Here is a 13,846-nt window from a genome sequence, read left to right as displayed (position 1 = left end):
GATGACAGCAAAAAAATAACAAAAAGGCATGGAATCACCATGCCCTGTTTGGAACGAAACACATTTCAGCCTACTGTTGAGGCGGTATTGATTTCAGCAAATCCAGCAAAATAGCCCAGCACTCAGCCACAGCATCAATTTTCACCCGCTCTTTAGGCGAATGAGCAGCACGAATAGTCGGCCCGAAAGAAACCATATCCAGATGTGGCGCCTTACCACTGAGAATACCGCATTCCAGACCAGCATGAATAATCTGTAACGGTGGCTGTTTGCCATAATGTCTGGCAAATATATCACTGGTAAGCTTCAGCAATGGCGAATCTGCATTTGGTGCCCAACCCGGAAAATCCGCCGTTAAATCCAGACGTGCATCAGCCAAACGAGCCAGAGCCGCCAGACGCAGACTAAACTCATCTTTCGGCGTTTCCAGAAGCGAGCGCATCAGACAATGTATCTGCAAGCCCTCGGCACTGGTTTTCACCTCGCCAGTATTGGAAGAAGTTTCCACAATACCGGTAAACTCCGCACTCATGCGCATAACTCCATTGGGCACAGCCACCAGTAAGTCCAGCGCTTTCTGCGTGCTCGCCAGAGTAGCAGCCTGCGGCAGAGTTTCCGCCGGTAACACCTCAATGCACAACTGCGTTTCTTCTGCCCATTCTGCCGCAACAGCAGCAGCAATTGGTTCCACTGCCGCACGGGCTGCTGCCTCAGCCATCACAATAACAGCCTGAGCCTCACGCGTAATCACATTACGCAACTCACCACCCTGCCATGAGCCCAAAGCAAACGGTTTCTGCGCATACACACTAGCCAGAATCCGAGCCAGCAGCACATTAGCATTGGCATGATTCTTATCAATATCTACTCCGGAATGGCCACCGCGTAAACCAGATACCCGAATCGTACAGGCAGGTGCCTGATTAGACTGCCATTCCAGTGGCAAAGTTATACTGGCATCACGACCACCGGCACAGCCAATAAAAATCTCACCCGCTTCTTCTGTATCCAAATTAATCAGGTAAGGCATCTGCAACCAGTCTGCATCTAATGCCTCTGCACCGCCCATGCCGATTTCTTCTTCTACCGTAATAATCAGCGTTAACTCAGGATGAACAATATCATCAGCAAACAGTACAGCGAGCCCCATAGCCAGCCCGATACCATTATCAGCACCCAGCGTCGTATCGTTTCCCCAGACCCAGCCATCCTTAATCCGAGTCTGAATCGAATCCCGACGGAAATCATGCGTTGAATCAGCGCCCTTTTGCGCCACCATATCCATATGTGCCTGAAGTGCTACCGGTGCGCAATTTTCCATACCCTGCGTAGCCGGCTTACAGATGCGAAGATTTCCCTTAGCATCAATATCTGTCTTCAGACCACGCTCCTGCGCTGCCTGCACCAGCATTTCCCGCACAGCCCGTTCATGAAAAGTCGGACGTGGCACAGCACACAAACGTGCAAACCACTGCCACACCAGCTGCGGCTGTAATTGTTCAATTTCACTCATATTCATACTCAGTCACAGATAAAAATAAATCAGGCTACCATATGGCAGCCTGAACACAGAGTCAACCAGCAAACTAAAACTTAACCCCTTTATGCAAAGCCACTACACCAGCAGTTAAATTGTGATAATTTACACTATCAAAACCTACATCCAGCATCATCTGTCTTAATGTCTCCTGATCCGGATGCATGCGTATAGATTCCGCCAGATACTGATAACTGTCTGCATCCTTGGCAATTAACTTACCCATCAGCGGTAGCATCTTGAAAGAATACAAATCATAAATTGGTTTCAGCGGCTTAAACACATGGGAAAATTCCAGCACCAGCAACGTACCACCGGGTTGCAATACCCGATACATTTCTGCCAGTGCCACTTCCTTATGCGTCATATTACGCAAGCCAAATGACACCGATACCAGATTAAAATAATTATCCGGAAACGGCAGTTTCTCCGCATCACACAACGCCACAGGCAGTGCCAGCCCCTCATTCAGCAAACGGTCACGCCCCACAGTCAGCATGGAAGAATTAATATCCGTCAACCATACTTCACCGGAATGCCCTACCCGTTTAGCCCAGCCGCGCGACAAATCGCCCGAACCACCGGCAATATCCAAAACCCTGTCACCCTTGCGTAACGGCGCTGTAGTAATCGTAAAGTGCTTCCAGACCCGATGCAAACCGCCAGACATCACATCGTTCATCACATCATAGTTCTTGGCCACCGAATGAAACACCCCGGCAACACGACCCGCTTTTTCATCTTCATCAACAGTTTGATAACCAAAATGAGTTTTGTGATCGCTCATACCACACTTTCAGAATTAAATATTGCCCAAATAAATATATCCAGCAACCAGTACCAGTATCGCTACAGCATTAGTCCGGTTCACGGCTGGCACCAGCCAGAAATAACTGTTGTTCATAACCGGCCCAGTGTTCAGCCTGTCGCACAGCCAGATCATACAGATAATCCCAGTCGTACAGTCCAGTATCATGCCCATCCGAAAAAGCAATACGCAAAGCATAATTGCCCACCTGCGACAAACCGGCAATCGTCACATAACGCTTGCCCGTCTGTAATACCTCCTGCCCCACACCATGACCACGCACCTCAGCACTGGGCGAAAACACCCGCAGATACTCAGCTGCAAGCTCATATACCTGTGATGCATACACCAGCCGCAATACCTCTCGGTTCTGGCTCAAACGGATTTCAGCTGGCACCCTATCCTGCATACAAACTACATTCCCATCACAAGACATTAATAAACTATACCTATTCTAACCCAATATACCGCCGGCTGCCCACCCAGAAACCTACAACTGCCCGCATAACCACAACACCTGCAACCAACTTACAGACACTTTGCATGTCTGCCTGTAAAGAAGTATATTAAACCTGTTGCACAATCAGCCAAAGGATGTACATCATGCAAACCACAGCCATCATCGAACACATCGTCAACTGGCTACACGATTACGCTAGTCAGGCCAACTGTAAAGGTTTTGTCGTTGGCGTCTCCGGCGGAATCGATTCTGCCGTCGTCTCCACCCTTGCCGCCCGAACCGGCCTGCCCACACTGGTACTGGAACTGCCCATTCACCAGAAAGTTAACCAGATAGCACGTGCACAAGAACATATACGCCAACTGAAAAGCCGCTTTAACAACATCGAAGAACACTGGGTAGATCTCACCCGCACCTTTGACTCATTCACCATGGCCGCAGATATCGGTGATAACAAAGAAGAACAAACCCAGCTGGCGCTGGCCAACGCCCGCAGCCGCCTGCGTATGCTTGCACTGTATTACTATGCCCAGCAACGCGGCATGCTCGTCGTAGGTACCGGCAATAAAGTAGAAGATTTCGGAGTAGGATTCTTCACCAAATACGGCGATGGTGGCGTAGACCTCAGCCCGATTGCCGACTTACTCAAAAGTCAGGTATACGCACTAGCTAAAGAACTCAATATCGACCAGACAATCATCGATGCTCCGCCTACCGACGGCCTGTGGGATGCAGACAAAACCGATGAAGAACAGATTGGTGCCACCTACCCCGAGCTGGAATGGGCAATGAGCGTCTACGATACACATAAAATTGACGACTTCTCCGGCCGCCAACGCGAAGTATTTGCCATCTATGATCGCTACCACCGCGCCATGCAGCATAAAATCAACCCCATTCCAGTATGCAAAATTCCGCCTGAATTACTCAACTAACACCAAAACCAGATTGCAAAATCTGGTTTTTTTATTCCCTACTGAAACTTTATGGCCAAATCAAAATTCTGGCAAAAAAAACATATTCCATAACCCAGCCATAACCTCACACAGGCTCAAATCTTTACTGCGAAATCATACCCGAAACAAAAATTGTAAAAATATATTAATCCAGTCATACTTGCATAATAAAATAACTTCTAACCCCACAGCATTATGCAAAAGATTATTCAGCAGCAATTACAACAAATAGAACAAAAACATAACATCCAAATTATTTATGCATGCGAATCCGGCAGCCGTGCCTGGGGATTTGCCTCGCCCAACAGTGACTATGATGTGCGTTTTATTTACCTGCATCCAATCGAAAAATATCTGACCATCGAACCCATAAAAAATCAGCTCACCTTTCCTATTACCAGCGAACTAGACATTCACGGCTGGGATTTAAAAAAAACCTTGCAACTCATCCACAAATCCAACGCCACACCATTTGAATGGTTACAATCGCCAATCGTTTATCAGCAGCAAACAGACCTCGCCCAGCAACTATGGCGTCTATGTACCCATTACTTTAATCCCCGTGGCAACGTCCATCATTATCTGGGTATAGCTTCCAGTGCCTTGCAAAACCTCCATGGCCGGCAAATTAAAATCAAACAGCTATTTTATATCCTCAGACCATTACTCTGTGCCTGTTGGTGTATTCAACATAAACAGATTGCACCAATGGCAATCACTCCTCTACTACAATTACTACCAGCAGATTTATATAAACAGATTCTGGCACTCATCGATTATAAAAATACAGTTGTCGAATCCCATATAATCGAAATCAGTAGTAATCTACTTGATTACATTACTACAACGACCAACCACATCAAAGCACAAATACCCCAATTACCAGAACTAAATTTCACCGCCACACAACTGGATACTTTTTTCATCAACATATTAAAAAACTGTGCCAGCCATGAACATCAATGATTTAAAAGCACAAAATCTGATTTTACTGGAAGTAATCAGTGGTAGCCGCGCCTTCGGTCTGGACACCGAAACTTCAGACACAGATATCAAAGGCGTATTCTACTTACCCAAAGACAAATTTTATGGTCTGCACTATATTCCACAGATAAACAATACCAGCAACGATATTGTTTACTACGAATTAGGCCGGTTTACAGAACTATTACTGAAAAACAACCCGAATATCATCGAAGTACTGGCCTCAGCTCCTGAATGTATCCTTTATCAGCATCCGCTGATGCAGCAATTTTCCCTAAAGCAGTTTTTATCCAGGCAAATTCAGCAAACCTTTATTAATTATGCCTGCTCACAAATAAAAAAAGCCAAAGGACTAAACAAAAAAATCAATAATCCAGTAGACAGCAAACGCAAAACCGTTTTCGATTTCTGCCATATCATTGAGCAACAGCACACCTACCCACTCAGCAACTGGCTGAAACAGCGCCAATGGCAACAACACCAGTGTGGATTAGTCAACATTCCCCATGCCACCGATTTATATGCACTATACTATGACGAAAGCGGCAACAAAGGATATCGCGGCATCATTCAGCAAAAAAATGCCAATGATATTTGCTTATCTTCAATCAGCGCCTCCGACACGTTTATTGCCTATCTGAGTTTCAACCGTAGCGGATATTCCACCTACTGCCGCGAATACAAAAGCTACTGGCAATGGGTGGAAAAGCGAAATGAACAGCGCTATCTCATCAACAGCCAAAGCGGGCAGGATTATGATACCAAAAACATGATGCATACCATCCGTCTGCTTCAAGTAGCTTTAGAAATCATTTCACATGGTACCGTAACTAACAAACGCCCAAATCGACAAGAATTACTGGATATCAAACATGGCAAATTCTCATATACAGAAATCCTGCACAAAGTCGATTCACTAGTTAGTCAGATTACAGCAGCCAGCAAAACCAGCAGCCTGCCAGAAGAGCCGGCTACTACAGAAGTGATGCGCACCTTGATCAACATACGCCAAATCCTGTATGCCAATCACTAAACAGGCAACAAGCCATTTACCGGTAATCAATCAAATTAAAAATATTAAATAAACCGCTCATAAAAAAACCAGACTTTAAATGTCTGGTTTTCTTCACAGTAACTTACCTATTAGTGTTTAAGCAACGCACAAATATGCGCCACCACCGCCTCAATAGCCAGCTCAGTGGCCGCAGTATCCTTACGCGCCTGATATTCCACCTTACCCGCTTTCAGGCCACGGTCACCAATAACAATACGGTGCGGAATACCAATCAGCTCCGAATCATGCAGCAGCACACCAGAGCGCTCATCACGGTCGTCCAGCAGCACATCCACACCCGCCTGCTGCAATTGTGCATATAAATCGTCCGCCGCTGCTTTCACGGCAGCAGATTTTTTATAATTCATCGGCACAATCACCACCGTAAACGGCGCCATCGCTTCTGTCCAGATAATACCGCGCTCATCATTATTCTGCTCAATTGCCGCAGCAATCACACGCGTAATACCAATCCCATAGCAGCCCATTTCCAGCACCACATTCTTGCCATTCTGATCAAGTACCGTAGCCTGCATCGCCTCAGAATACTTCGTGCGCAACTGGAATACATGGCCAACCTCAATCCCGCGTGCCAGCTTCAGATTACCCGTACCGCATGGGCTAGGATCGCCAGCAACCACCTCGCGTAAATCAACAAATTCCGGTTCAGCAGCATCACGGCCAAAATTAAAGCCAGTATAGTGATGATCGTCCTCATTGGCACCAATCACCCAGTCTGCACCTTTAGCTGTAGCAAAATCAGCATATACCTTGCCATTAAAGCCCACAGGGCCAAGTGAACCACCATGCGCACCATTAAAAGCAGCCTCAATCGCAGCCTCCGAAGCCATGGTTAACGGCGCTTTCACCCCTTCCAGCTTCTCAGCCTTGATTTCATTCAGATGATGGTCACCCCGTACCAGCAACAGCACTACCGTCCCCTCTTCCTCGCCCTCAACCACCAGCGATTTCAGCGTTTGTTCTACCGGCACCTGTAAAAAAGCCACTAACTCATCAATACTGCGTACATTCGGCGTATGAACCTTGCTTAAATTCTGCCCAGCACCCTGACGCTCACCAGCCAGCGGCAAAGTAGCAGCAAGCTCAACATTAGCTGCATAATCAGAAGCATCGCTGTAAGCAATCACATCTTCACCACTCTCAGCCAGAACCTGAAATTCATGCGAGCCCGTGCCACCGATACTGCCAGTATCCGCAGCCACCGGCCGATAGTCCAGCCCCAGCCGGTCAAATACACGGCAATAAGCATCAAACATATCCTGATAAGACTGTTGCAGCGATTCAAATGTCGTATGGAAAGAATACGCATCTTTCATCACAAATTCACGCGCACGCATCACCCCAAAGCGCGGCCGCACCTCATCACGGAATTTAGTCTGAATATGATAAAAATTCAGTGGCAACTGCTTGTAACTGCGAATCTCACTGCGCACAATATCAGTAATCACCTCTTCACAGGTTGGCCCCATGCAGAATTCACGCTCATGACGGTCGGTAATGCGCAACAGTTCCTTGCCATAAAACGACCAGCGGCCACTCTCCTGCCATAATTCAGCTGGCTGTACCACCGGCATCAGCAATTCAATCGAACCGGCCCGGTTCATTTCTTCCCGAACAATCTGCTCTACCTTGCGCAGTACCCGTAACCCCATCGGCATCCAAGTGTACAACCCACTGGCCAAACGGCGAATCATTCCCGTACGCAACATAAGCTTGTGACTGGCTAACTCCGCTTCAGCCGGAGCTTCTTTTAATGTCGAAATATAAAACTGACTGGCTTTCATATATATCTCCAAAAACAGCCGCCATTGTACCAGCCTCCGGCCAGTAAAAAAGCCAATATCCCATATCAAAATAAACAAATTTAGCTAAAAGCAATTACCTCGAGCCAAACCTGTCAAGCATGGTATGATTCACCTTATTTAATCATAACCACCCTGCCATGAATTTTCTGCTTATATACAGCAGCCGTTTTGGCTACACCCATAAAATTGCCCAAACACTCGAAGCACAATGGACTGCTGCCGGTAACACAGTTAACATAGTTAATCTGGCAGACACACCAGTTATCCAGCCGGGAGAATACGATAAAATCATTATCGGTGCATCCATCCGTTACGGCCACTACGCTGCCGCACTGGCACCGTGGATTAAACGCCATCAGCACATCCTCAACAGCACCCCAAGTGCCTTTTTCAGCGTCAGCATTCTGGCCAATAAACCCCACCGCAGCACCCCGCAAACCCACACCTACACCCGCAAATTCTTTACCAAAAGCCCGTGGCAGCCACAAATAATCGGTATCTTTGCCGGCGAACTGCATTACGCAAAATACAACCTGCTCGACCGCCACATGATGCGCTTAGTAATGAAACTAAACAAAGGCGAAACCAATCTGAATGCACATATTGAATACACCAACTGGCAGAAAGTGCGGGAATTTGGCGAACAAGTACTGCAAGCAAAAAAATAACCATTTACATACTTGTTTTATAATAAATATACCATATTGAAAACAGAGCAAAATTAACCAATTAAAAATATATAAACAGCAAATAATCTATTTATAAACTTTTAAGAAAACAGACATCAATATTTTAAAACTAAAACCTAATAAAATTTCCATAAAGCAAAGCTTAAACAGCACATACTGTATTTATTAGATAAAAATCTTATAATTAGCGAATCATATTCCATCTTCACATGCTACATTGGTTTTCAATACATAAACGCAATAACCAATAAACAGATTAAGCGTTCATCTCCTTTACACAGCAAATAGCAAAACTCATAACCAACATAATTATCATCCCAAATTATATATCCTATCTATATTGAATATCTAGCCAATGTATTATCATAATATTAACTAGATACAATATTTCGAACTATAATAAATAGCACCTCAAATTCTCAAAAATTTCCTTAAACATAATATAGTAATTAAATAAAAATTCATAAATTAATACAAAAATTTAAATCAAAAAAACTGCAAAATTAATTTAACTAAAAAATAAATTTTAATAATAAAAGCCATAAAAACAAAAATAGGCTAAAAATTAAATTTTTGTTAAAAACAGATTGATATAATTCAAACCATAGTGTAAAATAATTATATTAATTATATTTAATAGCAGCCCTATAAATCAAGCACGCACGTATCCATAAACTGGTATAAATGCGTTAAACTTTTAAATTAGACAAACAGTTAATCAATATATATTGATGAGATTAATATTAATTGCGGTAACCTGCCTGATTATAGTACCCAGATATTCAACAGAGCAGTGCTAATTAGACTTAACATTTAAATTCATTTTTAAAATAATTATTTATTAAATATATTTTATTGTTAATTTTACTAATAATTGGAGAATTACAGCTTAAATTGAGCATCCCCCTAGAATTAAACTGATTAAATTTATCAAGAAAACCTGATTGATTAAGAAAAATCTATAAATTTTCTAAATTTTCCTGCTCAACTACCCTCAGTTATATTAAATGAAAGGAAATATCATTTAAGATTATTTTTCAAAAGCATACCTAAAATTAAACTAGAATACTTACCTAAATCATACTGATTTAGAACGAATCAGCATTTGAATTTCATATATTCAATTTTAAAAGTATATGCTGCTCCCAGAATAAAAGCATTACTTAAAATTAATACATCTTTAATTCAAACAACAGAATATATTTAATATTGCTCTAATCTTAAGTATAAATATTACTTATTATTAAAATATAAAACCTGATTAAATAAACACCTCAATAATAACCAAAACAAATTTTCAAATTTAAAAATTATTTTTTAATCTACTTAAGGATTTAATAATGATACAAACTGATAATCACACTCCGAATGGGAGTAATGAAAAACCATACCGTTATGTATTTCAGGCAGGACATGGTCAGAATACTATCAATAGTAAAGCCAGTGAAAATCATAACAACCAGAATATCGAAATCGTATTCGAAAAAGCCTATGCGGCCGATGCAATTTTCTTTCACTCTGGTAATGATCTAATAATTCAGGCATTTAATAATCAGGACTCTGTCACCCTAACAGACTTTCTTAGCCCTGACAAAACCAATATTTGTACTTTTACATTCATCTTTGAGGATAAAACATTAAACTCAAAAGATATTGCCGATATAACAACGACTTTAAACGATACCAACAAAAACAATGAACCCACAGATTCACATAACAACAATAGCATCAACGACAAAACAGATGATGATAAGCCGTATGGCGAGAATAGTAATACTAATATTCTAAATGAGATTGCCAATTACAGCACTCTTATTAGCGGTACTGGTAATGATACACTCAGTGGTGTGAATTTTCAGAAAGACCGTTATGAATTTGAAGCAGGCCATGGGCAGGATGTCATTTATGATTTAGGACATTGGGACAATAAAAACACTATTAATGAAATTGTTTTCAAGGGAGCCAATTTTGCTGATGCTCTCTTTAGCCGTTCTGGCGACGATTTAATCATTAACGCATATGGCAATTCAGACTCTGTAACTTTGCCCGATTATTTTAGCTATAACAATTATTACAGCCGTTCTTTCAATTTCATTTTTGAAGACCAAACTCTTGAACCACTGGATATAAATAACAGAATCACATTCATCCAAAATGGTGATGATAATGACAACGTTATTGTAGGGTGGTGGAGCAATGACATTATCAGTGGCGGTAAAGGCAATGATACCTTATGGGGTAAAGCGGGTGATGACATTCTCAATGGTGACGACGGCGATGATATTCTCAATGGTGATGATGGGAATGATACCCTCAATGGTGGTGCCGGTAACGATACCTTAAATGGTGGTGCTGGCTACGATATTCTTATTGGCGGTGCCGGTAACGATATCCTCAAAGGTGGTGACCACCATAAAGACCGCTATGAATTCGAGGCTGGCCATGGACAGGACATTATTTATGACAAAGGATATCAAGACCACAAAGATAACTACAATGACATAGTTTTCAAAGGCGCCTTTCTCGCTGACGCTCACTTTACCCGTTCCGGTAATGATCTGGTTATTCATGCTTATGGTACGGATGATTCTGTTACCCTGCCTGATTATTTTAACAATTCTAGTAATAGAGCATTTAACTTTGTATTTGATGATCAAGCCATTAGCACTGAAGAAATCAAGAATAACTACACTTTTACCATTACTGGTGATAATAGTAATAATGTTATTGTCGGCTGGCAGGGCAAAGACATTCTAAATGGCGGTGCCGGGAATGATACCTTATGGGGTGGCGATGGTGATGACATTCTCAATGGCGATGAAGGCGATGATATTCTTAATGGTGAGAATGGTAATGATATTCTCAATGGCGGCGCCGGTAACGATACTTTAAATGGTGGTGCTGGATACGATATTCTTATTGGTGGTACTGGGAATGATATTCTCAAAGGTGGTGACCACCATAAAGACCGCTATGAATTCGAGGCTGGCCATGGACAGGATATTATTTATGACAAAGGATATCAAGGCCACAAAAACAACTACAACGACATAGTTTTCAAAGGCACTAATCTGGCTGATGCTCAGTTTACCCGTTCTGGTAATGATTTGATTATTCAGGCTTATGGTACAGATGATTCCCTTACCCTGCCTGATTACTTCACCTACAATAATTACTACAGCAGAGCATTTAACTTCATATTCGATGATCAAGCCATTAGCACTGAAGAAATCAAGAACAATTATACCTTTACTATTACTGGGGACGATGGTGATAATGTTATTGTCGGCTGGCATAGTAAAGATATTTTAAGTGGCGGTGCCGGGAATGATACCTTATGGGGTGGCGATGGTGATGATATTCTCAGTGGTGATGACGGCGATGATATTCTCAATGGGGATGATGGGAATGATATTCTCAATGGCGGTGCCGGTAACGATACCTTAAATGGTGGTACTGGATACGATATTCTTATTGGCGGTACCGGTAACGATACTCTCAAAGGTGGTGACTGGCACAAAGACCGCTATGAATTCGAGGCAGGCCATGGGCAGGATGTCATTTATGACCAAGGAAATACTAGTTACCAAAGTCATTTCAATGATGTAGTCTTTAAAGGTGCTAATCTGGCTGATGCTCAGTTTACCCGTTCTGGTAATGATTTGATTATTCAGGCTTATGGTACAGATGATTCCCTTACCCTGCCTGATTACTTCACCTACAATAATTACTACAGCAGAGCATTTAACTTCATATTCGATGATCAAGCCATTAGCACTGAAGAAATCAAGAACAATTATACCTTTACTATTACTGGGGACGATGGTGATAATGTTATTGTCGGCTGGCATAGTAAAGATATTTTAAGTGGCGGTGCCGGGAATGATACCTTATGGGGTGGCGATGGTGATGATATTCTCAGTGGTGATGACGGCGATGATATTCTCAATGGGGATGATGGGAATGATATTCTCAATGGCGGTGCCGGTAACGATACCTTAAATGGTGGTACTGGATACGATATTCTTATTGGCGGTACCGGTAACGATACTCTCAAAGGTGGTGACTGGCACAAAGACCGCTATGAATTCGAGGCAGGCCATGGGCAGGATGTCATTTATGACCAAGGAAATACTAGTTACCAAAGTCATTTCAATGATGTAGTCTTTAAAGGTGCTAATCTGGCTGATGCTCAGTTTACCCGTTCTGGTAATGATTTGATTATTCAGGCTTATGGTACAGATGATTCCCTTACCCTGCCTGATTACTTCACCTACAATAATTACTACAGCAGAGCATTTAACTTTGTATTTGATGATAAAGTATTAAGTGTTGATGATATAGCTGCCATGTCATTTATTTTGGGAGGCACATCAGGTGACGATGAACTCAGAGGCTGGAATTCTCACGATATTATTGCTGGAGGGCCGGGTAATGATAAATTATATGGAGGAGATGGTATAGACAACCTTTTCGGAGGAGCAGGTAATGATGAGCTGTATGGAGAAAGTGGAAACGACTATTTAAGTGGCGGCGATGGTGATGATATTCTTAATGGTGGTGCCGGTGATGATATTCTTAATGGTGGTGCCGGTGATGACACACTATGGGGCAAAGAAGGTTACGATATCATCAATGGTGGTCCCGGAAACGATACTCTCTATGGCGGTGACTGGAACAAAGATCGGTACATTTTTCAACGTGGACACGGGCAGGATCTAATTGAGGATTTTGAATTTGATTCAGCAGTTCCCAAATATAATGACATTGTATTTGAAAATGCAAAACTGGCTGATGCAGTGTTCTCGCGTTCCGGTAATGATCTTGTGATTCATGCCTATGCTAATGAAGATTCGGTTACTTTTACCAACTTTTTTAATTATCAGATGCACACCCGTGCCTTTAATTTTATCTTTGATGATGAATCCATCAATTATCAAGAATTAATTGATAATGGTTATATCTTTACTTTACATGGTAATGGCACGCTTAATGGCTGGAAAGGGAAAGATATCCTTAATGGCGGCGATGGTGACGATACACTATATGGTGATAAAGGTGATGATATTCTTAATGGCGGCGATGGCAATGATACATTAAATGGTGGTGAAGGTAACGATATTCTTGATGGCGGCGATGGCAATGATACATTAAATGGTGGCAAAGGTAACGATATTCTTAATGGTGGTGCCGGTGATGACACACTATGGGGCAAAGAAGGTTACGATATCATCAATGGTGGTCCCGGAAACGATACTCTCTATGGCGGTGACTGGAACAAAGATCGGTACATTTTTCAACGTGGACACGGGCAGGATCTAATTGAGGATTTTGAATTTGATTCAGCAGTTCCCAAATATAATGACATTGTATTTGAAAATGCAAAACTGGCTGATGCAGTGTTCTCGCGTTCCGGTAATGATCTTGTGATTCATGCCTATGCTAATGAAGATTCGGTTACTTTTACCAACTTTTTTAATTATCAGATGCACACCCGTGCCTTTAATTTTATCTTTGATGATGAATCCATCA

General features: G+C 42.4%; 9 protein-coding genes. 5 read left to right on the top strand and 4 right to left on the bottom strand.

Annotated features, from left to right (window positions below):
- Positions 1-70: 70 nt before the first annotated feature.
- The 3 genes from pepD to BHC51_RS10150 form a co-directional block, all read right to left on the bottom strand.
- Entirely contained in the window at positions 71-1,513 is a 1,443-nt protein-coding gene (gene pepD / locus BHC51_RS10160) for a beta-Ala-His dipeptidase (protein WP_100153964.1), read from the bottom strand.
- A gap of 73 nt (positions 1,514-1,586) precedes the next feature.
- Entirely contained in the window at positions 1,587-2,324 is a 738-nt protein-coding gene (ubiE, locus tag BHC51_RS10155; RefSeq protein ID WP_100153950.1) for a bifunctional demethylmenaquinone methyltransferase/2-methoxy-6-polyprenyl-1,4-benzoquinol methylase UbiE, read from the bottom strand.
- A 70-nt stretch (positions 2,325-2,394) separates the two neighbouring features.
- The gene (locus BHC51_RS10150; protein WP_257384808.1) at positions 2,395-2,781 is read right to left on the bottom strand and encodes a DUF971 domain-containing protein; all 387 of its coding nucleotides are present in this window, start codon (positions 2,779-2,781) and stop codon (positions 2,395-2,397) included.
- A gap of 167 nt (positions 2,782-2,948) precedes the next feature.
- Here BHC51_RS10150 and nadE point away from each other — a divergent pair, with 167 nt between their 5' ends.
- The 3 genes from nadE to BHC51_RS10135 all read left to right on the top strand — a co-directional run bounded on the left by nadE (position 2,949) and on the right by BHC51_RS10135 (position 5,778).
- Positions 2,949-3,740, top strand: a complete 792-nt coding sequence (nadE, locus tag BHC51_RS10145) for an NAD(+) synthase (protein WP_100153949.1) — start codon at positions 2,949-2,951, stop codon at positions 3,738-3,740.
- Positions 3,741-3,956: 216 nt separating this feature from the next.
- Positions 3,957-4,727 (top strand): nucleotidyltransferase domain-containing protein, encoded by a 771-nt coding sequence (locus BHC51_RS10140; RefSeq protein ID WP_100153948.1) that lies wholly within the window; start codon positions 3,957-3,959, stop codon positions 4,725-4,727.
- Positions 4,714-5,778, top strand: a complete 1,065-nt coding sequence (locus tag BHC51_RS10135) for a DNA polymerase beta superfamily protein (protein ID WP_100153947.1) — start codon at positions 4,714-4,716, stop codon at positions 5,776-5,778. Before BHC51_RS10140 ends, BHC51_RS10135 begins: the two co-directional genes overlap by 14 nt.
- Before the next feature lie 110 nt (positions 5,779-5,888).
- On the opposite strand, the gene BHC51_RS10130 is transcribed toward BHC51_RS10135, so the two are convergent.
- Complete coding sequence (locus tag BHC51_RS10130; protein WP_100153963.1) at positions 5,889-7,604, bottom strand: proline--tRNA ligase; 1,716 nt, start codon at positions 7,602-7,604, stop codon at positions 5,889-5,891.
- Between the two features lie 158 nt (positions 7,605-7,762).
- Between BHC51_RS10130 and hemG the strand changes: the two genes are divergently transcribed.
- Entirely contained in the window at positions 7,763-8,293 is a 531-nt protein-coding gene (gene hemG, locus BHC51_RS10125) for a menaquinone-dependent protoporphyrinogen IX dehydrogenase (protein ID WP_100153946.1), read from the top strand.
- Positions 8,294-9,654: 1,361 nt separating this feature from the next.
- A partial coding sequence (locus BHC51_RS10120) for a calcium-binding protein (RefSeq protein ID WP_373885692.1) occupies positions 9,655-13,846 on the top strand: 4,192 nt, incomplete at its 3' end.

Origin of the sequence: Snodgrassella alvi, from assembly GCF_002777745.1 — a bacterium.
In the GTDB taxonomy this organism is placed as follows: Bacteria; Pseudomonadota; Gammaproteobacteria; order Burkholderiales; family Neisseriaceae; genus Snodgrassella; species Snodgrassella alvi_D.
This window is presented reverse-complemented; position numbering and strand designations above follow the sequence as displayed.

What these genes read in the sequence shown, in the direction of transcription:
- pepD (WP_100153964.1), bottom strand. Translation starts at nt 1,513, where the DNA reads ATGAGTGAAATTGAACAATTACAGCCGCAGCTGGTGTGGCAGTGGTTT.
- ubiE (WP_100153950.1), bottom strand. Translation starts at nt 2,324, where the DNA reads ATGAGCGATCACAAAACTCATTTTGGTTATCAAACTGTTGATGAAGAT.
- BHC51_RS10150 (WP_257384808.1), bottom strand. Translation starts at nt 2,781, where the DNA reads ATGTCTTGTGATGGGAATGTAGTTTGTATGCAGGATAGGGTGCCAGCT.
- nadE (WP_100153949.1), top strand. Translation starts at nt 2,949, where the DNA reads ATGCAAACCACAGCCATCATCGAACACATCGTCAACTGGCTACACGAT.
- BHC51_RS10140 (WP_100153948.1), top strand. Translation starts at nt 3,957, where the DNA reads ATGCAAAAGATTATTCAGCAGCAATTACAACAAATAGAACAAAAACAT.
- BHC51_RS10135 (WP_100153947.1), top strand. Translation starts at nt 4,714, where the DNA reads ATGAACATCAATGATTTAAAAGCACAAAATCTGATTTTACTGGAAGTA.
- BHC51_RS10130 (WP_100153963.1), bottom strand. Translation starts at nt 7,604, where the DNA reads ATGAAAGCCAGTCAGTTTTATATTTCGACATTAAAAGAAGCTCCGGCT.
- hemG (WP_100153946.1), top strand. Translation starts at nt 7,763, where the DNA reads ATGAATTTTCTGCTTATATACAGCAGCCGTTTTGGCTACACCCATAAA.